14 protein-coding genes, 1 tRNA gene and 1 pseudogene are annotated in these 25,581 nt (G+C 41.4%); 3 read left to right on the top strand and 13 right to left on the bottom strand.

The features are described from left to right. Positions 1 to 27 precede the first annotated feature (27 nt). The 5 genes from KBU52_RS08755 to KBU52_RS08735 form a co-directional block, all read right to left on the bottom strand. A tRNA-Glu gene (locus KBU52_RS08755) sits at positions 28 to 99 on the bottom strand. 135 nt (positions 100 to 234) lie between these two features. Next, a complete protein-coding gene (gene rpsD, locus KBU52_RS08750) occupies positions 235 to 846 on the bottom strand; it encodes a 30S ribosomal protein S4 (RefSeq protein WP_004253981.1) in 612 nt (203 codons plus the stop codon). A gap of 206 nt (positions 847 to 1,052) precedes the next feature. Further along, the gene (locus KBU52_RS08745; protein ID WP_036756138.1) at positions 1,053 to 1,721 is read right to left on the bottom strand and encodes a TrkA family potassium uptake protein; all 669 of its coding nucleotides are present in this window, start codon (positions 1,719 to 1,721) and stop codon (positions 1,053 to 1,055) included. 13 nt (positions 1,722 to 1,734) lie between these two features. Then, a complete protein-coding gene (locus KBU52_RS08740) occupies positions 1,735 to 3,111 on the bottom strand; it encodes a TrkH family potassium uptake protein (protein ID WP_036756141.1) in 1,377 nt (458 codons plus the stop codon). Between the two features lie 32 nt (positions 3,112 to 3,143). Then, on the bottom strand, positions 3,144 to 3,908 hold the full coding sequence (locus tag KBU52_RS08735; protein WP_036756144.1) for a nucleoside phosphorylase: 765 nt from the start codon (positions 3,906 to 3,908) through the stop codon (positions 3,144 to 3,146). Between the two features lie 190 nt (positions 3,909 to 4,098). Between KBU52_RS08735 and KBU52_RS08730 the strand changes: the two genes are divergently transcribed. The 3 genes from KBU52_RS08730 to KBU52_RS08720 all read left to right on the top strand — a co-directional run bounded on the left by KBU52_RS08730 (position 4,099) and on the right by KBU52_RS08720 (position 5,501). After that, positions 4,099 to 4,551 (top strand): DUF3290 family protein, encoded by a 453-nt coding sequence (locus tag KBU52_RS08730; RefSeq protein WP_084864383.1) that lies wholly within the window; start codon positions 4,099 to 4,101, stop codon positions 4,549 to 4,551. Beyond that, the gene (locus KBU52_RS08725; RefSeq protein WP_036756149.1) at positions 4,548 to 5,180 is read left to right on the top strand and encodes a DUF421 domain-containing protein; all 633 of its coding nucleotides are present in this window, start codon (positions 4,548 to 4,550) and stop codon (positions 5,178 to 5,180) included. The genes KBU52_RS08730 and KBU52_RS08725 overlap by 4 nt, the downstream gene beginning before the upstream one ends. Positions 5,181 to 5,297: 117 nt before the next feature. Further along, positions 5,298 to 5,501: a CsbD family protein gene (locus tag KBU52_RS08720; RefSeq protein ID WP_000020982.1), complete on the top strand. Its 204-nt coding sequence runs from the start codon at positions 5,298 to 5,300 to the stop codon at positions 5,499 to 5,501. A gap of 62 nt (positions 5,502 to 5,563) precedes the next feature. Here KBU52_RS08720 and KBU52_RS08715 read toward each other — a convergent pair whose 3' ends face one another. The 8 genes and pseudogenes from KBU52_RS08715 to KBU52_RS08680 all read right to left on the bottom strand — a co-directional run bounded on the left by KBU52_RS08715 (position 5,564) and on the right by KBU52_RS08680 (position 25,580). Then, complete coding sequence (locus tag KBU52_RS08715) at positions 5,564 to 6,784, bottom strand: carbohydrate-binding domain-containing protein (RefSeq protein ID WP_036756159.1); 1,221 nt, start codon at positions 6,782 to 6,784, stop codon at positions 5,564 to 5,566. Positions 6,785 to 6,937: 153 nt separating this feature from the next. Then, positions 6,938 to 7,501 (bottom strand): sugar O-acetyltransferase, encoded by a 564-nt coding sequence (locus KBU52_RS08710; RefSeq protein ID WP_036756156.1) that lies wholly within the window; start codon positions 7,499 to 7,501, stop codon positions 6,938 to 6,940. A 145-nt stretch (positions 7,502 to 7,646) separates the two neighbouring features. Then, positions 7,647 to 13,595: a CshA/CshB family fibrillar adhesin-related protein gene (locus KBU52_RS08705; protein WP_254724864.1), complete on the bottom strand. Its 5,949-nt coding sequence runs from the start codon at positions 13,593 to 13,595 to the stop codon at positions 7,647 to 7,649. Between the two features lie 257 nt (positions 13,596 to 13,852). Beyond that, a complete protein-coding gene (rpoC, locus tag KBU52_RS08700) occupies positions 13,853 to 17,500 on the bottom strand; it encodes a DNA-directed RNA polymerase subunit beta' (RefSeq protein ID WP_004254004.1) in 3,648 nt (1,215 codons plus the stop codon). Positions 17,501 to 17,532: 32 nt separating this feature from the next. After that, positions 17,533 to 21,135 carry a DNA-directed RNA polymerase subunit beta gene (locus tag KBU52_RS08695; protein ID WP_254724865.1) on the bottom strand — a complete coding sequence of 1,201 codons (3,603 nt, stop codon included), beginning with the start codon at positions 21,133 to 21,135 and terminating at the stop codon, positions 17,533 to 17,535. A 362-nt stretch (positions 21,136 to 21,497) separates the two neighbouring features. After that, a complete protein-coding gene (locus KBU52_RS08690) occupies positions 21,498 to 23,510 on the bottom strand; it encodes a DUF2079 domain-containing protein (RefSeq protein ID WP_254724866.1) in 2,013 nt (670 codons plus the stop codon). Between the two features lie 175 nt (positions 23,511 to 23,685). Then, a pseudogene (locus KBU52_RS08685) lies at positions 23,686 to 23,994 on the bottom strand (VOC family protein); the annotation flags it as partial. Positions 23,995 to 24,077: 83 nt separating this feature from the next. Continuing rightward, on the bottom strand, positions 24,078 to 25,580 hold the full coding sequence (locus KBU52_RS08680; RefSeq protein ID WP_254724867.1) for a zinc ABC transporter substrate-binding protein AdcA: 1,503 nt from the start codon (positions 25,578 to 25,580) through the stop codon (positions 24,078 to 24,080). Position 25,581: the final 1 nt, after the last annotated feature.

Raw genomic sequence — 25,581 nt, 5'->3', positions numbered from 1 at the left:
CTATTTCCATCAACTGCAATACACTCATAGTCCGTACGGGATTCGAACCCGTGTTACCGCCGTGAAAAGGCGGTGTCTTAACCCCTTGACCAACGGACCTGAGCTTTTTAACTCTTTCTATTATACCTACTTTTTCTGCCTTGTCAAGAACTTGAGATAATTTTTTCTTATTTTTTGTTTTTTACAAAGCAAAAAGCCCACTGTTGTAGGCTTCTTACAATATAGAATCTTATCTTAAAGCATTTTGTTGTAGAATTCAACGATAAGCGCTTCGTTGATTTCTGGGTTGATTTCATCACGTTCTGGCAAACGAGTCAATGAACCTTCCAATTTTTCAGCGTCGAATGATACGAATGCTGGACGTCCAAGAGTAGCTTCTACCGCTTCAAGGATTGCTGGAACTTTCAATGATTTTTCGCGAACTGAGATTACTTGACCTGGAGTTACGCGGTATGATGGGATATCAACACGTTTTCCGTCAACAAGGATGTGACCGTGGTTTACGAATTGACGAGCTTGACGGCGAGTAGTCGCAAGACCAAGACGGTAAACTACGTTATCCAAACGACGTTCCAAAAGAAGCATGAAGTTGAAACCTAGGATTCCGCCCTTGATTTTTGTAGCTTGTACGAACAAGTTACGGAATTGTTTTTCACCTACTCCGTATGTGAAACGAAGTTTTTGTTTTTCAGCCAATTGCAAACCGTATTCTGACAATTTAGAACGGTTGTTTGGTCCGTGTTGTCCTGGTACGTAGTTACGACGTGCCAATTCTTTACCTGTACCTGTAAGTGAAAGGCCAAGGCGACGAGCTTGTTTCCAAGATGGTCCTGTATAACGTGACATATGTATGTCCTCCTAATATAGATATAATTTCGGCGGAAATAGTCACTTAGAAAGCTCTGATTCGTGCAGATGCCCTTCGCCCAAACAGCCAAGGTTACTTGTTATAAGACACCTGTTGACGAGCTTCATGCTTTCCTGCTGCTATTTCACACAAAGGCTATTGTACCATGAAATACTACATTTGTAAAGAGAATTTTCTATCTATTTTATTTTTCGTTAAATTTAGATAAGGTATCCAAATATTGGTTATTAATCACCGCCATGATATAGGTATCAGGTTTTAATAAGTCATCCGGCCCAAATTGAACATCCAAGGGAGCATTTTCATAGTCACGAAAACCAAGAATATTGAGATTGTATTGTCCTCGAAGATCAAGATGACTTAGACTCTTACCTGCCCACGACCGTGGAATTTTCATCTCGACTATCGAGACATTTTTGTCCAACTGAAAAACATCAACGCTGTTATTAAATAAAATAGTCTGCGCCAACGAACGACCCATCTCATATTCTGGTGAGATGACTGAATCTGCGCCAATTTTTTCAAGGACTTTTTTTGCTGTATGGCTTTTAACCTTAGCAATAACAGTTGGCACTCCTAGACTCTTGCAATGCATGACTGCAAGCACACTAGATTCTAAATTTTCCCCAGTTGCCACCACAACTGTATCGCAGGTATCAATTCCTGCTGAGAGCAAGAGCTCTTCATCTGTTATATCTCCAACAACTCCACGTACCAAGACAGGTTCGAACTGATTGATTCGCTCTTCATGGTCGTCAATGGCTATAATATTTACATCATGCTTAGCAAGAGCCGCGAGAACACTGCTCCCAAAAATTCCCAAACCTAAAATTCCAATTGTCCGATCTGACATAGTTTATCCTTTCTTATCCTATGGTAATATCTGCTTTCATATAGTGGATCATATCTTTCTTATCTGGTTGATACTCAGCCAAACTAACTAATAGCGTCAGTGGTCCAATTCGTCCGATAAACATCAGTAGCATGATAATGCTAAGAGCTAATCTGCCTAACTCTGGTGTCAGATTGGCAGTCACTCCGACCGTGGCAAGCGCTGAAATTGTCTCGAACATGATGTAGATAAAGCGCGGATTCCCTTCTGCTGTTACCCCTAACAGGATCAAGCCCAGCAAGAAAGTTAGCAAGAAGATAATAAAGACACTGAATGATTTTTGGACTGTCCGAGGTAAAATTGTTCTTCGAGCTACATTGGCATGAGGCAAGCCTAAAAGCTCACTGCGTGCAAATACTAATAATACAAAGAAGGTTGTGATTTTAAGCCCCCCGGCTGTTCCACCAGGCGCCCCACCGAGAAACATCTGCAAAATATAGATCATCAAGGTAACAGGCCTAGCCTGAGTAAAATCAATAGAAGCGAAGCCTGCCGTCCGCATGCTGACAGTTTGGAAGAAACTGACTAGCAATTTATCTGGGAAGTTGAGATTTCCAATCGTTCCCGGATTGTTCCACTCTATCAAGAGGGTTGAAACTGTTCCAGTAAATAAAATTCCAGCTGTCAAGAAGAGAACCAACTTGGTATGGAAGCGAAGCCGACGTTTTTTCTTGCTCAACTGCGTGGCCAGGTCAAACCAAACCATGAACCCTAGACCGCCTGTGATGATCAAAGCAGCAAGCACTAGATTAATCAAAGGATCAGTTTGAAAAGCTACTAAACTTGTACTTCCAAAATTATCAAAACCAGCATTACAGAAAGCTGAAATAGCTACGAAGATAGAGGTAAAAATCCCTCGGCCCCAACCAAATTCCGGAACAAAACGAAAACTTAACAGGAAGGCTCCGAGTCCTTCAACGATAAAAGTCGTCAAGAAAATCGAACGTATGAAAACCATTAAAGACTGAGTTTCTCCATAACTAAAGCTCTCCAGAATTGTTTCACGGCTACGAAGACTTAGCTTTTGCTTGCTTTGAATATAAAAGACCCCTATAAAGGTCATGAGACCCAAACCACCAATCTGGATCAAAAACATACAGATTAACTGCCCCCAGATGTTATATGTGGTAGCTACTGGTTGAGTAAAGAGTCCTGTCACACAGACCATGGATACTGCTGTAAAGAGATGGTCGAAATAGGTCGCTTGGGAGCTTGTTGCTTGCACAAATGGCAGACTCAAAAGGAGAGAGCCTGCGAGAATAACCAAAGCAAAACTTAAAAAAATTCGACGAGCAGGTGATAAACGCCCCAAGGTCGTGTTTATTTTTTCCGAAAATGATTTGAATAACATAGTTACATTGTACCATAAAACAGTTAAAGCAGTCACATATGACTAACGATTTCAAGACAGAGTTCTAAGGCCTTGTCAAAAGCTTCTGAACCCCAATCGCGACTATCATAATTTTCTAAATCGGCTAAAGAATCTGCGGTAAAGAGCAACTCTCCCCAGACAACTCCACGTAGCTGGGCTACTGCCGCAAGAGCGGAGCACTCCATCTCCACAACTGCACAGCCTTCTTTCTTACGATAGGCAACTTTTTCAGCTGTTTCTCGGTAAAAACCATCTGTCGACCAAGTCATAACCTCTTCATAAGGAATGCCTAGTTGTTCCAAGACTTGCTCGATGGCAGAAATCGCTTCGACATGTACATCCATATAACGAGAAGGCGCTACATAGTGGTAGCTGGTCCCCTCATCTCGCAGGGCTCGGACTGGAACCAGAAAGGCATTTTCCTCTATATCGGCTAGGACGCCACAGGTTCCAGTGGAAATGATTTGTTCCACACCGTAGCCAATCAACCAATCCATAAACTGGGCCGCTGGAGCAGAGCCAACGGGAGCCTGGGCAAGACAAATCTCCTCGCCCTTGTAGTTGATGACATAGACTGGATAAGTCTTGGTGGCAGAAATGAACTCGCCAACGCACTCTGCTCCTATTTCCTGGGCGTAGCGGTCAATCTCCTCCTCCAAAAATGCATAGATACACTTCTTTGGCAATTGTAAATCTAAGCCTTCGTGATTTGGCATGATGACTGCCTGAGGATTGTCATCAAATTCTAAAATAGGAATGGCATGTTTTTGAATCATAAAGCACCTCCTCTAAATTTGTACTATTATAACAAAAGCTAAACGAAAGTCAAGACGGGAGGCTAAGTCAAATCAGAAAAACCTACCTTAAGTAGGAAACAACAATTAAATGCTTTTTTCGTCATAATAAAATTGCTATAGCTTAGGAATTAGTTTATAATAGATTGAATTTAAAAAAGGGAGAAATCTTATGAAATTCTATTCATATGACTATGTTCTCAGTCAGATTAGTCAACAGAATTGGACCATGATTATTGTGTCGACATTCTTAGTGATTGTGACTGGATTCTTTGCATTTAAGGCTTTCAAAGATAAAAGAGGGAGTAAGTTCCGTGAATTATCGCTCATTTCTATTTTGACCTTAATTGCTTTTGTATTGATTAGCATTACGAATTTTCAAAACAGCCAATCCAATGATAATCAATTTCGTAGTTCCTTGCACTTCATCGAAATTGTATCAAAAGAGTTAGGTGTTGATAAGAAAAATGTTTATGTCAACACATCAGCAGTGACTGATGGGGCGATTATTAAAGTAGGTGACAATTTTTATCGTGCCATTAGTGGGACTGACCAAGATAGCTATTTATTAGAAAAGATGGAACTCTATAAATCAGATGTGGAACTCGTGGAGGTTGAAAAATGATAAGCTTTTTTGCTACAATTGCAATTAAATTAGCCTTGGGGCTACTTTCTCTTGTTTTTGTTATTAACGTAACAGGTAAAGGAAATTTAGCACCAAGTTCTGCAGTAGATCAAATCCAGAACTTTGTTCTCGGGGGTATTATCGGTGGGGTTATCTACAATAGTTCTATCACCATCATCCAATACATTGTTATCCTCATCATCTGGACTATTCTCATCTTGCTCCTTAAATGGCTGAATACCAATGTTTCTCTGATTAAACATCTGATTGACGGAAAACCTACTATTATCATAAAAAATGGTCAGTTAGACCCTGAAGCCTGTCGATCAAAAGGTCTTGCAGCTGCAGATGTAGCTCTTAAATTGCGCGCCCAAGGAATCTTCCAACTAAAAGACGTCAAGAGAGCTGTGATTGAGCAAAACGGACAGCTAATTGTTGTAAGAATGGGTGACGAAAATCCTAAGTACCCAGTCATTACAGATGGTGTTGTCCAAGTTGAAATCCTAGAAACCATTGGAAAAACTGAGGAATGGCTAACAGAAAAATTAAAAGAAGAAGGTTTCGAAGACGTTTCTAATATTTTTATCGCAGAATATGATAAAGGTCAACTGAATGTTGTAACCTATTAAAAAAACAAACTGATGCTTTTCGTATCAGTTTTTTGCTTTTTAGCATAAAAGGGTATATACTTAAATTAATATCTAATGTAATTTAGATAATACAAAAAATTAACGTAGGTATCCCCCATGTCAATCGAAGAAAAATTCAACCAAGCTAAAGGTTCTGTTAAAGAAGGTTTTGGTAAACTAACTGGCGATACAAAAACTCAAGCAGAAGGAGCTGCAGAAAAGGTAGCTTCAAAAGCTAAAGAAGTTGCTGAAGATGCAAAAGAAGCTGTCGAAGGTGCAGTATCTGGCGTAAAAAACATCTTTAAAAAAGACGGAGAATAATTCTTTTTCGTCCTAATAACATAAGAAAATCTCCCTTCTCTTTCGAGAAAGGAGATTTTCTTTTATGGTCGTCCACCAGGGCCACCATTCCCTTGAGGTCCACCTCCACCAGGCATCGAATTGACAATCTCAGTTTGTTTTTCACCATTGAAATAGATGTCTCCGCCTGTATAAGTCGCTGTTCCATCAAAGTCAAAACCAGTTTGACCAGTCATTTTGATGGTTCCTCCATTAACTGTAATGTTCCCGTTTGAGTCAATTGGATCCGTGTCCCCTTGACCAACTTCAACGGTCAAATTCCCACCATTCATAGTAAAGAAGATTTCACTTTGTTGGGCGTTTTTGTTGGCCGCATTGACACCATCATCTGTTGAGTATATGTTGATGTCTCCGCCGTTGATAGTAATTGACTTCCCTTCTAATCCTTCGGTAGATTTCTTAACGGTATAGGTACCACTATCAATAACTAAATCACCTGATGCGTGGATACCATCGTCCCCTGCAGTAACAGTGATGGTATTATCAGAGAGATACATGGTTCCTACAGATGTGTCCTCATCATTGTCGACCTTAACTCCGTCTTCCTTGGCATCGATAGTCATGGTTGTGCCGGTAATGTTGAATTCATCATTGACATTAAAGGCATCCCCAACTGCCGTGATATTATAAGCCCCACCTGTGATATGAAGCGTATCGTTTGCTTTAATACCATTATTTTTCTTACCATCTACATTGAGAGTTCCTTTACCATTGATGGTTAAGTCCACTTTAGAGAAGAGGGCTGCATCAGCTTTTTCGTCACTATTAGAAGCTGAATCTGACAGGCTATTGCTTGTCCCATCTGCTAGAGTTAAGTAGACGTGGCCAGCTGATGTTGCAGAAATAGCTGCATTGGTGTTGGTCATGGTTACACCGTTTAGGATGATATGTACATCATCTGTTTTTTCAGCTGCAATCTTGATTTGAATACCGTCAGATTGTCCAGAAATCACATAAGTTCCAGACTTAGAGATGGTAACGGTAGAGTCTGACACAGCAACTCCTTCACCAGAAACAGTTGCAGTAGATCCAGACAGCGTCACAGTTGATGCAGATTTTTCATCGTAGGAAGTATCGTAGTCCTTGTCTGTAAAATAGCTAGTTTTCTTAGCTTCTGTAGTTGATGTCGTTTTCGTTGTTGCAGTATTGCTAGCTGTTGTATTTGAAGTTGACTGGGTACAAGCTGTTACTAGTGCTAGAGTTGCTATACTCGTTAATAAGAATGTCCATTTTTTTGCTTTCATACTCATTTCCTCGTCTTTCATTTTACATGCTCTTAGTCTACGGAACTTCCCTAAAATAAGCCTAAACTTTTTCTGAAAGTTTTCTTAACCACATCCGAACTTCATTAATACTCATTGTTTATGGTAAAAAAAGAACAGCATTTTGCTGTTCTTTTAGTTTTCTTTAACTGGAATTTCCTTGATAACCCGTGCTGGGTTGCCTGCCAGAACTACATTATCACCAAAAGATTTAGTAATGACCGCTCCTGCTCCTGCAACAACGTTATCACCTAGTGTAACACCTGGAAGGACAATAACCCCACCACCTGCCCAGAAGTTCTTACCAATCGTAATGGGTTTCCCAAATTCTAAACCTGAATTTCGTTCATCCGGATCTAGAGGGTGAAGAGGTGTTAAAAACTGACAATTTGGGCCAATCATGGCATTATCACCGATGGTAATAGGACAAACATCTAACATTGTCAGATTCCAATTGGAATAGAAATTTTCTCCCAAATGAATATTGACACCATAATCCACCACCAAACGAGTATTGACATAGAGGTTTTCACCAGTTGAGCCAAACCAGCCTTTGATGATTTCCATACCTTTTACTGGGTCGACCTCTTCATTAAAGGAGGCTTGCTTTTGTCGTGCTGTTTGTGCTAGAGCACGAAGTTCTGGATCGAACGGGCGATAGGGTTCTCCCGCAATCATTTTTTGGTATTCACTTTTCATATCTTGATATCCTTGTTTATTTTACAAGATTGTAGCATAGTTCTATCCTTAAAACAAGCAGCAAAGAGATAAAAAAACTAGTACATCCAAAGATGTACTAGTTTTTAATTAGAAAGGTGACTTTTCCACTACTCTACAGAGTTGATTAGTCTTCTTTCTTTTTACGAGCGATAAGTCCAAATCCACTCAAGACACCTACTAAACCAAGGGCAGCAAGGCTAGCATGATCTTCAGTACCAGTATTTGGCAATTGAGGAGCATTTTCCTTAGCTGGAGTTGGTTTAACTGGAGCTTCTGGTTTTTCTGGAGTTACAACTTTCTTGTAGATGTGTTGGATGTTACCATTTGCATCTACAACAGTCTTCACAAACTCATATCCTGGAATATCTTTCTTAGGTTGTTCTCCATCCTCAGTTGGGTATCCTGGAATTGGGTTTCCATTTTCGTCAACATGAGTTGTTGTGATCTTTTCATAGACATGTACTGTATCACCGTTTGGCAACTTCTTAGTTTCAACGAAGCGGTATCCTGGAATATCTTTCTTAGGTTGTTCTCCATCCTCGGTTGGATATCCTGGAATTTCATTTCCGTCTTTATCCTTGTGACTAGTCTTCACTTTTTCGTAGACATGTTCTGTGTCACCGTTTGGAAGTTTCTTAGTCTCTACGAAGCGGTAACCTGGGATATCTTTCTTAGGTTGTTCACCGTCTTCTGTTGGGTTACCTGGAATTGGTTTACCATCTTTGTCTACAAACGTAGTAACTGGGGTTACAGTTGGGGTGTATGTTGCAGAAGCTTTTGTTCCGTTCATATCTTCACGCACAACTGTCACTGATGGAGCAGTTCCAGTAAATTCTGGTTCTGGTTTAAAGGTTACTGTTCCATCTGGAGCTACTGTGTATGTACCGACTCCTTCAACAGTCTTAGTTGTTGAACCATCTTCAAATGTAGCTGGAACATCATCATTCATAGGCACACGGCTATCGCCTTCCTTGAATGTTGGTTTGCCAGATTGTTCTTTACCTTTTGGTCCAATAGATGTAACAGGTTCTGCTGTTGGTGTTACTGGAGTTACAGTTGGGGTGTACTTAGCTGTAACTGGTGTACCATTCTTGTCTACACGTTTAACAGTCACGCCTGTTCCTGTTCCTGTGAATGATTTTTCTGGTACAAATGTAACTGTTCCGTCTGGGGCTACTGTGTAAGTTCCCTCACCTGGAATTACCTTAGTTGTTGAACCATCTTCGAATGTTGCTGGCGTATCATCATCCATTGGTACACTTGGGTTACCTTCTGTAAAGTTAGGCTTACCTGATTGTGTTTGACCTTGTTTGTCAGTTGAAGTAGCATCTTCACCTGTTGGAACTACTGGAGTAATCTTAGGTGTGTAAGTTGTTTCTACAGCGGTACCGTTAGCATCTTTAGCTTGAACCTTAACTGGAACAACATCACCTGAGTATGACTTGTCAGTTGGTGTGAATGTTACAACACCTGTTTCTTTATCAACTGTGAAAGTACCGATTTCTTTACCTTCTGGTGACTTAGCAACTACAGATGGAGCTGGTTTACCATTTTCGTCAAGAAGAGTAATCGTATCCTTGTCGATTGGTGCAACTGGGTCACCTTCTTTGAATGTAACAGTACCAGTTTGAACCACACCTTGAGGTGCTACTGATTCAGCTGGTGTTGCAGTTGGTGTTACTGGTGTTACTGTTGGAGTGTACTTAGCTGTTACTGGTGTACCGTTCTTATCTACACGTTTAACAGTCACGCCTGTTCCTGTTCCTGTGAATGATTTTTCTGGTACGAATGTTACTGTTCCGTCTGGTGCTACTGTGTATGTTCCTTCACCTGGGATAGTCTTAGTTGTTGAACCATCTTCGAATGTTGCTGGAACATCATCATCCATTGGTACGTTTGAGTTACCTGGTGTGAATGTTGGTTTACCTGATTGTGTTTGACCTTGTTTATCAGTTGAAGTAGCATCTTCTGCTGTTGGTGTTACTGGTGTTACTGTTGGTGTGTAAGTTGAAGAAGCTTTTGTTCCATTCATATCTTCACGAACAACTGTAACTGATGGAGCTGTACCAACAAATGATTTTTCAGGAACAAATGTTACTGTTCCGTCTGGTGCTACTGTGTAAGTACCAACACCTTCAACTGTCTTAGTTGTTGAACCATCTTCAAATGTTGCTGGAACATCTTCGTTGATTGGAACTGTTTTTTCTACTCCATCAACTGTAACAGTTCCACCCTTGAATTCAGGCTTACCTTTTTGAGTTGCGCCTTGGATGTCTGTTGTTTCAGCTGGTGTTGCAGTTGGTGTTACTGGAACAATCTCAGGTGTGTAAGTTGTATCAACCTTGATTCCGTTTGAGCTTTCAGCTTGAACCTTAACAGGTGTTACTTTACCTGTGTAAGACTTATCAGTTGGTGTGAATGTTACAGTACCAGTTGCTGGGTCGATTGTGAATGTACCGATTGGTGTTGTTCCATCTTCAGCGTAAGCTGTTGTAGTTGTAACTTCGTTACCATCTTTATCCAAAAGTGTGTAGCTGTTATCTTTAATAGTGATAGCTTTTTCTTCACCGTTTACAGTAACAGTTGTACCTGCAAATGTTGGTGTTCCTGTTTGAGTCGCACCTTGGATATCTTTAGATGTAGCTGGTTTAGCTGTTGGAGCAGCTGATTTTACAGTTGGTGTGTAGCTTGCTTCAGCAGTGATTGTTGAAGTTTCACCTTTGGCGTTTGTAATAGTTGCAGTTGCTTGAACCTTAACGCCTTTAGCTTTTCCGACAAAGTCTGGTTCTGGAGTGAAGGTTACTGCTCCTGTAGTAGGATCGATTGTGTATGTTCCTTCTCCTGAAACAGTCACAGTAGTTTCATCAGTAGGTTGACCAGTTGCTGGGTCTACCAATTTCTTACTTGTGATTTTCGCAGTCTTATCGTTGCTCAACTCAAATGTAGGAGTTTGAGTTTGTGGAACGTTTTGGATGTCCTCAGAAACTTTGTCTGTTGGTGTGATTGTAATTGGAGTTACAGTTGGAGTGTACTTAGCCGTAGCAGTCTTAATGTACTCCTCTTGAACCTTACCATCTTTGTTTCGACCAACTGGTGCTGACAATGTAACATCAATGCCTTTAGCTGTTCCTACAAAGCTTGGTTCTGGAGTGAAGGTTACTTCACCTGTTGTAGGATTAATCGTGTATGTTCCTTCTCCTGCTACTGTTACAGAAGTCGCATCAGTAGTAAGTCCTGTAGCTGGATCTACTAATTTAGCAGGATATTCTGCACTTGGAGAGATCGCAATCTTGTCCCCATTTGCGTTAGTTGCAGTTGTATTAAAGGTTGGTGTTCCTGTTTGAGTCGCTCCTTGCACATCAGTCGATGTCTTGTCAACCCCTTCGATTTCAATCGGAGTAACTGTTGGGATATAAAGACCATCCATGGTATTCAACTGACCATCAACGTTTGCTTCTTGATCAGGGAATTTTGTTGACCAACCCGTATCGTAACCATTGTTATCTACACGACGGATAGAGATACCATCTGCAGTTCCTAGGAAGTTATCTTCTGGGATAAACTCAACGTCTACGTCTTTACCGTTGGCAGTGATCTTGTATTTCCCTTGACCTGGAACTACGTAGTAACCTTCTGCATCAAGAGTTGCACGGTTACCATCTTTATCAACGATGTATGGTTCTACAGTTTCGTCGATGACTGCCTGAGAGTTACGTTGATACTTGTGCTCTCCACGTGCTGTAAAGGTTACAGTCGCTGTTTGTTTAGCACCTTGAAGGCCAGAAGTTTCTTTAAATTCCCCTTTTGGTGGGTGAGTAATTTGAGTTCTGAAGTCTTCTACTTCTCCTGAGAAAGCCATACCAGTTGGGCTTTCGATCTCGTTTGCTTTCTTGGCAATACGGACACGAGCACCTAGTTCATTAACGCTAGGGTCGATATAAGTCTTGCTGTTTGCAAAGGTCAACTCGACTGTACCATCTTGGGTCACTTTTGCAAGATTTGAGCGTTCATCCTCATCGAATTTACCATTTTGGTTAAAGTCTACCCAACCATAGATATGTGCTTCTGAAGCTCCATCCAAATGGGCTTGAACTGACATCTTGTAGTTACCTGGACGTGTACGGTCCATCTTGATCATCTCATTGGTTGTCCCTTTGAGTTCATCTGGAAGTAATTGGTCAATTCCTTCATCGGCCGTAGTTGCCTTGTCATCACCGAACCAGTCAAGAGTCGTGTTTTCATCCATATCAGGACTCACGTTACCAAGATACGGTTGATTTACTTTAGCTCCAGTAACACCGTCTACAGTTGCAATGGTATGAACTGCCTTACCGTATGACTCAGGAGCATCCCCTTCATCAAGTGGGAAGAATCCTAGCATAGCAGACTGTTTACCACCCGAAGCGATGTAAAGTCCCACTTCAGATGCTCCACGCGTCATAACAAGGGGAACAGAGGAAACGCCTGCAGAAATATTTGGCCCAAAGACACCAGTCCCAAGACCACCAGTTACTTGGTCAGGGTTTCCAAAATACTTCCAAGCGACTGGTTTCTTATCTGGGCCAACTAAAGTAGACCCGCGAAGTTGGTTAAGGTTAATTCCGTAGAATGATTTACCATTAATAGTAGTAGTAGGGTTAGGGCCAAAAAGATTATCCGTATCTTGTATCATGTACGGTACACTATCACTTTTATAATCTTTTTTCCATTCTCCAAGATGTTGCCAACCTTCTCCGTTGGTAGTGAACATAACAAATTCACCAGGGTTGGCAGACTCTCCATCAGCCATAACAATAGCTGGCTTAACTGTCTTACCACGGAAGGTTGCAGAGATTTCAAACTGAACTCCGATATTTCCACCATTTATCGCTGAAGCAATGGTTGTCTTCTTGGCTTTGGTATCAATTCCTTCATGTCTAATTTCGGTATAACCATTTTGAGGCTCTGCGGTAATCATGGCCTCATCACCGTTATTGAAATGTAACTTAGAAGTAGGTGAACTTGAATTATTGACAAAACCGTTTCGAGCATTTGGATCATAGGTTGCTTTTTCTGCGTCAGTAGCTCCTTGGTTTTCTAGTCGCTTCTTATAGATTTCTGTTGCTTGGAAGGGTTTCAAAGACTTAACTTTGATGGTTACCACATATCCAGGCATGATTTCCTTAGTATAGGTAGCCCCAACTTGAAGAGCCATTTTCTCTTGTAAGTTTTCAGTTGGTTTAGTTTCGGCGGCAGGTACTAATGTCGTAGTGGTTCCTGTCCAGTTGGCTACATCTCCAAAGTCCAACCATGTGATCTGGCTAGTCAAAGATTTTGCGTCAAGATCTGTTGTATATCCTGGTTTTTCAACCTTTGGAGTTGATGTTGCGTCTACAACGTCTGCACCAATTCCAGTAGCTGTTGCAGTATCTGCACGGAAGGCAGTATTCTTGTCAATCTCTTTACCATTACGAGGGTCGTTTTTCCCTGTATTTGCGATTGCGTTAGTACCTTCAGCTGGCTTAGTGTTTTCTGCAGGCTTACCTGTAGTGGCTTCTGTCTTTTCAGTAGCTGCTACTTTTTCTTCGGCTACAGCTTTTTCTTTGTTTTTAAGTTTAGAATTGACAATAGTTACAAGTGATTGGTAAGCTGCGTCAAGTTCAGCTTGGCTTGTAGCAGAAGTAAGTGCATTTTTAGCATTAGCAAGACCTACCTTAAGAACTTCAACACTCTCGTCTGTCTTGTTGCTATATTTACCATTTGCCACGTTTGCTTCAATTTCAGCAACGTAAGCTGCCAATTTGTCGCTATTTAGCTCCGGTTTTACTTCAGTAGAAACTGCAGGTGCTGCTTCTGCTTTATAAGTTACTTCTTTAGCAGGTGCTGCTTCTGTAGTTACAGGAGCTTCAGCTTTATCTACTTCTGTTGTAGCCGCAACTCCGTCAGCTTGTTTTTCTTCAGTTACTTCATCAGCTCCGACACCTGTAGCAGTTCCGAGCATTACCAACGTTCCGAGTAAGACCGAGCAAACTCCTACATGAAGCTTACGGATCGAGAATCGACTAATTCGGTCGTTAAACAGATCATTTTTCATGATTTACCTCCATTACCCTTTCGGGAGTGTATATATTGTTATATTTTATGCATTGTTTTTTCCAAAATCCTAAACATGCAACGCTCCTATTTTAGCACTATTGTACCTAAAAACCAAGCATTATGCTCATTGTTTTGAAAGTTGAAACTAATATACATTTATTCCATTTTTTTACTATTATTTCAAGAAAATATGCATTACATTTTCATTACCTATACACACCAAAAGAGGGAAGACCCTCTTTTGGATAAATAGGTTTATTCACTTGTTTCAACAGTCTCGACTTGGGCATCTACTTGCTCTTCTTGTGAATCTGCAAGGAGGGATTCTTCGTTGACTGCTTGTGGTTCAAGGTTACGGTAGCGAGCCATACCAGTACCAGCTGGGATGATCTTACCGATGATAACATTTTCTTTAAGTCCAAGGAGATGGTCTTTCTTACCACGGATAGCTGCGTCTGTAAGGACACGAGTTGTTTCCTGGAAGGAAGCTGCTGACAAGAAACTATTTGTTTCAAGTGAGGCTTTGGTGATTCCCATAAGGACTGGGCGACCAGTTGCTGGAACACCACCTGCGATAAGAACATCTTTGTTGGCATCTGTAAAGTCGTTGATATCCATGAGAGTACCCATGAGAAGGTCTGTATCCCCTGGATCCATGACACGAACTTTGCGGATCATTTGACGAACCATTACCTCGATGTGTTTGTCACCGATTTCTACCCCTTGGCTACGGTAAACTTTTTGTACTTCACCGAGGAGGTAAGTTTCAACTGACAAGACATCACGTACAGCAAGGAGACGTTTGGGTTGGATAGAACCCTCTGTCAATGCTGCACCACGAGAGATTTGATCTCCAACCTCTACACGCATACGGGCTGTGAATGGTACCACGTATTCGCCTTCGCCAGTTTCACCTTTAACGAAGACTTTCTTAGTACGAGTTGAAGCATCTTCTTCGATTGCTGTAACTTCCCCTTTGACTTCTGTGATGACCGCTTCCCCTTTAGGATTGCGGGCTTCAAAGATTTCTTGGACACGAGGAAGACCCTGAGTGATATCGGTATTTGAGGCAACTCCACCCGTGTGGAAGGTACGCATTGTAAGCTGTGTACCAGGTTCCCCGATAGATTGGGCAGCGATTGTACCAACTGCTTCACCAACCTCAACCGCATCACCAGTCGCCAAGTTGATACCGTAACAGTGACGGCAGACACCATGACGAGTGTTACATGTAAATACAGAGCGGATGGTTACTTCTTCAACACCAGCATTGACAATTTCACGTGCCTTGTCTTCTGTAATCAATTCATTTGGACCGATGATAACTGCACCAGTTTCTGGGTGTTTAACAGTTTTCTTAGTGTAACGACCATTGAGACGTTCTTCGAGAGACTCAATCATCTCTTTACCTTCAGTAATAGAACGGATCAAGAGACCACGGTCAGTTCCACAGTCATCCTCACGAATGATAACGTCTTGGGCAACGTCAACCAAACGACGAGTCAGGTAACCTGAGTCGGCTGTCTTAAGGGCCGTATCGGTCATACCTTTACGGGCACCGTGAGTTGAGAAGAACATTTCGAGTACTGACAAACCTTCGCGGAAGTTTGAAAGGATAGGCAATTCCATGATACGTCCGTTCGGAGCAGCCATCAGACCACGCATACCGGCAAGCTGTGAGAAGTTTGAGATGTTACCACGGGCTCCAGAGTCCATCATCATAACGATAGGGTTCTTAGGATCTTGGTTAGCAACCAAACGTTTCTCCAATTTTTCACGGGCAGCACGCCATTCAGCTGTAACAGCATTGTAGCGTTCGTCATCTGTGATCATACCACGACGGAATTGTTTTGTGATTTGTTCTACACGTTTGTGTGATTCTTCGATGATTTCAGCCTTGTCTTCAACGACTGGAATATCAGCAATACCCACTGTCAAACCTGCAAGAGTTGAATGGTGGTAACCGAGGTTCTTCATACGGTCAAGTAGGGCAGATGTTTCTGTCGTACGGAAACGTTTGAAGATTTCAGCGATGATATTTCCAAGGTTTTTCTTCTTGAATGGTGGGTTGAGTTCAAGTCCTTCAATAGCTTCCTTGATATTTCCACCTAATGGCAAGAAGTACTTAGCCGGAACACCTTCTGTCAAGTTAGCATTTGTTGGCTCTTGCAAGTAAGGTAGTCCTTCTGGCATGATATCGTTGAAGAGGATTTTACCTACAGTTGTAAGCAAGATTTTGTGTTTTTGCTCTTCTGTCCATGGTTTGTTAAGGCTATCTGTTGCGATACCAACACGTGAGTGGAGGTGAACATAACCATTACGGTAAGCCATGACAGCTTCGTCACGGTCCTTGAAGACCATACCTTCGCCTTCACGACCAGCTTCTTCCATAGTCAAGTAGTAGTTACCCAAAACCATGTCCTGAGATGGAGTAACAACTGGTTTACCATCTTTAGGATTCAAGATATGCTCAGCAGCAAGCATCAAGATACGAGCTTCTGCTTGGGCTTCTTCTGAAAGAGGTACGTGGATGGCCATTTGGTCACCGTCAAAGTCGGCATTGTAGGCTTCGCAGACAAGCGGGTGCAAGCGAAGGGCTTTACCGTCAATTAAGACAGGTTCAAAGGCTTGGATACCTAAACGGTGAAGGGTAGGTGCGCGGTTCAAAAGTACTGGGTGTTCTTTGATAACTTCTTCGAGGATATCCCAGATACGTTCATCTCCACGTTCTACCAAGCGTTTAGCCGCTTTAACGTTTTGAACGATATCGCGCGCAACGATTTCACGCATAACGAATGGTTTAAAGAGCTCGATTGCCATTTCACGTGGCACACCACATTGGTACATCTTAAGAGTTGGACCAACGGCGATAACGGAACGTCCTGAGAAGTCAACACGTTTACCGAGCAAGTTTTGACGGAAGCGTCCTTGTTTCCCTTTGAGCATATGGCTCAATGATTTAAGCGGACGGCTACCTGGCCCTGTGATCGGACGACCACGACGGCCATTGTCAATCAAAGCGTCAACCGCTTCTTGAAGCATACGCTTCTCATTTTGAACGATGATACCTGGCGCGTTCAACTCAAGCAAACGAGCCAAACGATTGTTACGGTTGATAACACGACGGTAAAGGTCGTTCAAGTCAGATGAGGCAAAACGGCCACCATCCAACTGCAACATTGGACGAAGATCTGGTGGAATAACTGGAAGGATGTTAAGAACCATCCATTCAGGCTTGTTCCCAGACTTGTGAAAAGCATCCAAAACATCCAAACGGCGGATAGCTTTGACACGTTTTTGTCCAGTAGCTGTTTTTAACTCTTCTTTGAGTTCAGCAATTTCTTTTTCAAGATCTACTTGTTTCAAGAGGTCTTGGATCGCTTCGGCACCCATTTTGGCAACGAATGAACCATGACCAAACTCACGCAAGCGTTCACGGTATTCACGCTCTGTCATGATAGACTTGTGCTCAAGTGGAGTATCCTTAGGATCAATTACCACATAAGCTGCGAAGTAGATAACTTCCTCGAGGGCACGAGGACTCATGTCAAGGGTCAAGCCCATACGGCTTGGAATCCCCTTGAAATACCAGATATGAGATACAGGAGCTTTTAACTCGATGTGTCCCATACGTTCACGACGAACTTTTGTACGCGTTACTTCAACACCACAACGGTCACAAACAATCCCTCTGTAACGAATGCGTTTGTATTTACCACAAGCACATTCCCAGTCTTTTGTAGGACCAAAGATCACTTCGTCAAATAGTCCTTCACGTTCTGGTTTCAACGTACGGTAATTGATTGTTTCAGGTTTTTTGACTTCTCCATAAGACCATGAACGGACTTTGCTTGGAGAAGCTAGTGTGATTTGCATACTTTTAAAACGATTTACATCAACCACTATTTCTTCCCTTTCTATTATAAGTGAACTGCTTATTCTTGTTCAGCAGCTTCTTCTGTTGTTTCCGCTTTTGCATTTTCTTCTGCTTCAAAGGCTGCTTTAGCCTCCTGAGCTGCTCTTTCGCGGGCTTTTTCAAGGTCATCTACGTGGATGACATCTTCGTCCATTCCTTCATCAAGGTCACGAAGTTCCACTTCTTGATCGTCTTCGTCAAGAACACGCATGTCAAGACCAAGAGATTGCAATTCTTTCACAAGAACTCGGAATGATTCTGGAACACCTGGTTTTGGAATTGGTTTTCCTTTTGTAATAGCTTCATAAGCTTTCAAACGTCCGTTGATATCGTCAGACTTGTAAGTCAAGATTTCTTGAAGGACATTTGACGCACCATAGGCTTCAAGCGCCCAAACCTCCATCTCACCGAAACGTTGTCCACCAAACTGAGCTTTACCTCCGAGTGGTTGTTGTGTAACGGTTGAGTAAGGTCCGACTGAACGAGCGTGCAATTTATCATCAACCATGTGGTGGAGTTTGATCATGTACATGACACCAACTGACACACGGTTATCAAATGGTTCACCAGTACGTCCGTCGTATAGGATAGTCTTAGCATCGCTATCCATACCTGCTTCTTTGACAGTATCCCAAAGATCTTCAGAACTTGCTCCGTCAAAGACTGGCGTTGCGATGTGGATGCCAAGAGTACGAGCCGCCATACCAAGGTGAAGCTCCATAACCTGACCGATATTCATACGTGATGGCACCCCAAGAGGGTTCAACATGATATCGACTGGAGTTCCGTCTGGAAGGTAAGGCATGTCTTCTACAGGAACGATACGAGAGACAACCCCTTTGTTTCCGTGACGTCCGGCCATCTTATCTCCGACCTTAATCTTACGTTTTTGTGCGATGTATACGCGAACTAGCATGTTAACACCAGATTGCAATTCATCACCGTTTGCACGTGTAAAGATTTTAACATCACGAACGACACCATCGGCACCGTGTGGTACACGAAGGGAAGTATCACGCACTTCACGAGATTTGTCACCGAAGATAGCGTGCAAGAGACGCTCTTCAGCAGAAAGGTCTTTTTCACCCTTAGGTGTGACTTTACCTACAAGGATATCCCCTTCTTTAACCTCAGCACCGATACGGATGATACCCATTTCGTCGAGGTCTTTAAGGGCATCTTCACCAACGTTTGGAATTTCACGAGTGATTTCTTCAGGCCCAAGCTTTGTATCGCGAGTTTCTGATTCGTATTCTTCGAGGTGAACAGATGTGTAAACATCGTCTTTCACCAAGCGTTCGCTCATGATAACGGCATCCTCGAAGTTGTAACCTTCCCATGTCATGTAGGCAACGATTGGGTTTTGTCCAAGCGCCATTTCACCTTTTTCCATAGAAGGTCCATCAGCGATAAAGTCACCTTTTTCGATGACATCGCCAACTCGAACAAGGGTACGTTGGTTATAAGCAGTACCTGAGTTTGAACGACGGAATTTTTGGATGTGGTAAACATCAAGGGAACCATCTTCACGACGAACTTCTACTTTGTCCGCATCCGCATAGGTAACCTTACCACCATGTTGTGCAATAACTGCAGCTCCTGAATCATGGGCTGCTTGGTATTCCATACCAGTACCAACGAAAGGCGCTTTAGGATCGATCAACGGAACAGCCTGACGTTGCATGTTGGCTCCCATGAGGGCACGGTTGGAGTCATCGTTTTCCAAGAAAGGAATACATGCTGTCGCAACGGCAACTACCTGTTTAGGAGAAACGTCCATATAATCAACGCTTGATGCTGGATATTCTTGGTTAACCCCTTGGTGACGTCCCATGACAACTTTTTCAGCAAAAGTTCCATCTGCGTTCAATTTAGAGTTAGCCTGAGCTACTGTGTATTCATCTTCTTCATCGGCAGTCAACCAAACAATTTCGTTGGTAACTTTACCAGTTGCACGGTCAACTTTACGGTATGGTGTTTGAATGAAACCATACTTGTTGAGGTGCCCGTATGAAGACAAGTTGTTGATCAAACCGATGTTTGGTCCTTCAGGTGTTTCGATTGGACACATACGACCATAGTGAGTGTAGTGCACGTCACGCACTTCATATCCAGCGCGGTCACGTGTCAAACCACCAGGCCCTAAGGCAGACAAACGACGTTTGTGAGACAACTCAGAAAGTGGGTTGTGTTGGTCCATGAACTGTGACAATTGTGAAGAACCAAAGAATTCTTTGATCGCTGCAGTCACTGGACGGATGTTAATGATTTGTTGAGGTGTCAATACTTCGTTATCTTGAACAGACATACGTTCACGAACATTACGTTCCATACGTGAAAGTCCAAGACGTACTTGGTTGGCAAGCAATTCACCAACAGCACGAATACGACGGTTTCCGAGGTGGTCGATATCATCGATACGACCGATACCTTCAGCCAAGTTAAGGAAGTAGCTCATTTCAGCAAGGATATCTGCCGGAGTGATAGTGCGAACTTTATCATCTGGATTTGCATTTCCGATGATTGTTACAACACGGTCTGGATCAGTTGGTGCCACAACCTTGAATTTTTGAAGAACAACTGGTTCTGTCAAAACAGCTGAGTCATTTGGAGTGTAGACAATCTTGTTCAAATCGCCATCCAAGTGATTTTCGATACTTTCGATGACATCGCGAGTCATAACAGTACCCTTTTCAACTAAGATTTCACCAGTTTCTGGGTCTACCAATGGTTCAGCAATTGTTTGGTTGAGCAAACGAGTTTTAATATTTAATTTCTTGTTAATCTTGTAACGTCCAACGGCTGCCAAGTCATAACGACGTGGGTCGAAGAAACGAGCCACAAGTAAGGTACGTGAACTCTCAGCAGTTTTTGGTTCACCTGGGCGAAGACGCTCATAAATTTCTTTCAAAGCTTCGTCTGTACGAGAGTCCATTGGGTTTTTATGGATATCTTTTTCAACAGTGTTGCGAACCAACTCGCTGTCACCAAAGATATCAAAGATTTCGTCATCACCTGAGAAACCAAGCGCACGAACCAAGGTCGTAAATGGAATTTTACGAGTACGGTCGATACGAGTGTAGGCGATGTCTTTTGAGTCACTTTCCAGTTCCAACCAAGCTCCACGGTTAGGGATAACAGTTGAACCGTAGCCCACTTTACCGTTTTTGTCTACTTTATCATTAAAGTAAACACCTGGAGAACGCACCAACTGTGATACGATAATACGTTCACCACCGTTGATGATAAAAGTACCCATCTCAGTCATGATTGGGAAATCACCAAAGAAGACTTCTTGAGTTTTGATTTCGCCAGTTTCTTTGTTAATCAAGCGGAAAGTTACAAAGATTGGTGCTGAATAACTAGCATCATGAATGCGAGCTTCTTCAAGCGTGTATTTAGGTTCTTTGATTTCGTAGCCAACAAATTCCAACTCCATTGTTTCTGTGAAGTTTGAAATTGGCAATACATCTTCAAACACTTCCTTCAGACCATGGTCTAGGAAATCTTTAAATGAATCAGTTTGAATTTCAATCAAATTTGGTAAGTCAAGAACTTCTTTGATTCTTGAAAAACTACGACGGGTACGATGTTTCCCGTATTGAACGTCATGTCCTGCCAAGATGATTCTCCTTTGTAAATAAAATTCCAAGCTTAGTCGCCTAAGCTAATAATTATCGTTTAATGGTTCTAAAACCCCTATCAACTTATCCCCCTTGACTAATTTTTCAGAATCTTTAAATCTCTGTTACAGATGCAAAAAATACCGAAAAAAAGCACAAAAAGAGCAGTTAAATCTGACTTTTTTCAGGAGATTTAACTGCTGTGAGCCTTGTCCGGACAATATTTCAGACAAAACCTACGACAAATGATTACTCATATTATACCCGATTTTCTCTAATTTTTCAAGTCCTTTGAAGGATTTTTCTTGCTTTAGTATAGTTGTGGCTTGTTTTCAGAAAAGGTGATTTTCATACATCAACCTTACTGTGGTTTTTCTAGGATAAAAATTTCATCCGAAGAATAACTGCTTTCCTTGTAGCCAAGCTGTTCATATTGTTTGACCAGCTCGACATAGAGTTCACTCGTATCCTTACTCTTTCTTGGAATCACTACAAAATCAATAGATGAGTCCACTTTCTGACCGTTGTGATAGAAAATGTCATATAATTTTTGATGTTTTCTAAGAATTGGTGTGTATGGATGTTCGGCGACAACTGAAGATTCAGACGGCAGACTTTCTAAAGTATACTTGATATTATCAAAATTTTGTTTATTCTGATGATAATAACCAATATTAAAATTCCATTTATGCGTCAACTGGTGTAAGAGTATCCCAGATACAACGATACCTATCGTAACTGTAAGAACAATTAATTTTTCTTGCAAAATCTTATGAATTTGAAGGTCTTCTAAAGAGAGTAGAGCCATTAGAAAAAGCAGTGCTGCACTACCATAACTATATTGAAAACCAATATCATACTGATAAGGCCAGTTTGGCAACAAATTAATGACAACAAGTGGTAGAGCCAATAAATAATTTTCCCAACTACGTTGTACAAGAGGTAGGAAACAAAGTGGAGCAAGCATTAAGAACAAATAGCCCAATCTTTTCGCGGTGAAAATTGTACTGATCACATATTCTGGATGGGTCAAGAGATTTTTCAAGACCATGAGCAATCCACTCTCACCATTCTGTAGGTAGGTATCGAAACGAGAGACCATACCTCCTTCACCATAAGCACTCAAGAGATACATCGCAAACATGAAATAAACAATCGGTAAAACGATATCTGCTAACAGTATCCGTACTTTTGTTGTTTTTGATAAGGTGAAACGTTTTTGTAAAAGGAAGTAGGTGCCAATACTAATAACATAGATAAAGGCATCTTCCTTTACTAACAAAAGCAGCAAAGTCGAACCTATAATACCCAGTTTTTGCTCGGAAACAATGAAATAGAATAACCAGAAAATCAACGCAGTTAGGAAACAATTCTCATGAAGATGGGTTCCACCTGCAGTTGTAATAACTGGGAATAAAACAAACCATGCTACCGTCAATATATTTGTTAGTTTAGAAAGTTTGAATTTAGGAAGCAGTAGTTTCAGAGGAATAATTGCAGAAAAAGCAACTAAAACCTGTAAAATGTCTAACGTCTCTACATATGGGAATAATTTATAAAAGGGAAGCATTACATAAAAGATTGGTGACACGTGTACCGCAAAATGGGAAAGCACTCTGTCTCTCTCCAATGTTGTAATCGGAGTCCAATCTGTATTCATACGCTCAAACATTTGAGAAAAAATACCAATGTCAAAGGTAGTTACTTCAATTGTCTTGACTTTATAGTAGACAACGGCACAGAGATACAAAACATAAATAATGCTAAGAGACAAGACTGCCCACCATACTATTTTTTTATGTTTTTCTAAAAACTCCTTTACTGGTAACTGTACAAAAAGCAAAATCAGTACAGCAGAAACAATCACTGCTAAAACGACTGGCCAAATTAATGTATAAAATCTTGTAGTCGTTAAATCAACGGCATGAAAACCAAGCGCCGTATCATTAAAATTAGAATCAACTAAGGTTAACAACCGGGGGAGTGTCCCTACTACCGTAAACAAATATAAAAAAGATAAGGTTTCACCTTTGAACTTAAAAAACACAAAGAGAACCACAGCCAAAAGTAGTAAACCTATCGCCAGGAAAAATGAAATACTTTTATAGACAGCAAAAAATAAAGCTAGGCATGAAATAAGAATATTAATCCTACGAATATTGAGGGATGACTTTATTTCCACTACCCCAATGAATACAGCTGCTATAAGAAAGACCAAGATTTTGTCAAAAACAGGTCCCGAATTTAGACTTAGAAAAAGATCTTGCGGAGCATAGTGCAATAAATTCAATAAAATAACTATTAAATATGCACCGAGACCATACGATAAAAATTGCTTTCGTTTTTCAAAAATATTTCCTAATACTTTTTCCACAGTTATAATCCTCCTAATAATAAGATAATTGTATCATAATCCTTCTATTCCTTCTATCTTTTTTGAATCTTTTGCAACACTATCAATGTAAGAGCTTCAATTTTTCATTCTCGAAAAAACTGAATAGAAAAAGAGTGGTTCAAACTAGTAATAATCTAGGCCGAACCACTCTATTCTAATTTCCTACTCTAACTCGCGTAACGACACCGTCTTTATCAGTCATGCTGAACTCTGCCGAAGAAATCCACTGAGTTTCCGCTTCGCTACTTTGAGATTGAGCAAATACTTTTAATAATTCCTCTTTGTTCTCAACTTCAGCCACATAGTAGGCTAACCCCACCATTCCATGCTTACGTTGAGCTAAATTTTTGCCACCCCATTCATTGATAGCTAGATGATGGTGATAAGCCCCTGATGCGATCCAACTGGCGTGTGGAATCGTGAATTTATCCTCCAGACCTAGAGACTCTTGATAGAATGTACTCCCTTATCAGCCAATGTCAATCCAGATGCTCAACGCTGATAAAACAAGAAAAATCCTCCCCATATAGGAAGGATTGTTTGGATTTAATGAGCCAACATTTCTTGAGCAATCTCTTGACCTGATAAGCCATCTGGATAGTAGGTTGGCCAGTTGTCCATCACTTCAAAGAGGGCTTCTTGGCTAGTGCCTCCAAAGAAGATATGGAAATGCTCTGCCTTGACCGGAGCGATATTGTGGTCGCTAAACTGAACATACTTAAATTGTCCAGCGTCTGCATCAGTCGCTTCAAAGAGGAAGCGTACTCCACGATTCCCTTTCTTATAAGTCAAGATTTTCTTGCCGACATACTTGTAAGTATATTTCTTGCTTTGGCCACCTTGGATGAATTCCATAGTGTTATCCGTGATGTTAATCTTGGTCACATCTGTTTGGTAACCTTTTTGATAGTAAGCCTTATACTCATCCTTGGTCATCTTACCAGTCAATTTAGCCTTGTAGTCAAATACTTGGTCAAGAGTCCCATCCTCAAGGAAAGGATAGACAGACTGCCAGTTGCCAGCATAATCACTTAGGGTACGGTCCTTAACATCTGCATCCTCAAAGTAGCCATTTTGAACGGTTTTAGTTTCCTCTGCCTTTTCTGGTTCAATCTCTGCTCCTGCCTGATCAGTTGTCTGCTTGAGAGACTTGAGATTTTTCTCCATGATAGAGATATAGTTTTCTCCAGCCTTCATGTCCTCTTCGGTCAAGCTTTCAAGAGGATTCAGAACATCTAACTTCACTCCTGTTTCTTTTGAGAGAGTATTAGCCAGGGCTTGCGAGGCATTTTCTTCAAAGTAGATATAAGAAATCTTATTTTTCTTGATGTACTCGGTCAATTCTGCCAAACGGCTTGCTGAAGGCTCCGCATCTGGTGAAAGACCTGAGATAGAGACTTGATTGAGTCCGTAGTCCAAGGCTAGATAACGGAAGGCTGCGTGTTGAGTCACAAAACTCTTTTGTTTTGCACTAGAAAGTCCTTCAGTATAGGCCTTGTCCAAGGCTTGCAGTTTTTCGATATAGGCTGCTGCATTTTGTTCAAAAGTCGCCTTCTTATCCGGATAGTCAGCTGAAAGACTATCACGGATATGTTCTACAAGTTTGATTGCACGCGCAGGAGACAACCATACATGAGGGTCATACTCGTGATGATGACCTTCTTCACCATGGTCATGGTCTTCCTCTTCTTCACTTCCTGGAAGGAGTAGCATATCTCCAGTAGCTTTAATCGTTTTTACTTTTTTCGCATCTAGGGATTCTAATAACTTAGGAACCCAAGTTTCCATATTTTCATTTTCATAAACAAAGGCATCTGCGTCTTGGATTTTAGCGACTGCCTTAGCTGATGGTTCATAATCATGTGGCTCTGTTCCAGCCCCGATTAAGAGTTCGACATTGGCTGTATCACCTGCTACTTGCTTGGTAAATTCATAGACAGGGTAGAAAGTTGTAACGATATTTAATTTCCCGTCTGCTTGTTTTTGATTGGAACAAGCAACTAAGAATAAGGTCACAAGACTTGCCAAAAGTAGGCTTAGTTTTTTCATT

Source organism: Streptococcus sp. 9.1(2021), from assembly GCF_030466425.1.
In the GTDB taxonomy this organism is placed as follows: Bacteria; Bacillota; Bacilli; order Lactobacillales; family Streptococcaceae; genus Streptococcus; species Streptococcus wuxiensis.
This window is presented reverse-complemented; position numbering and strand designations above follow the sequence as displayed.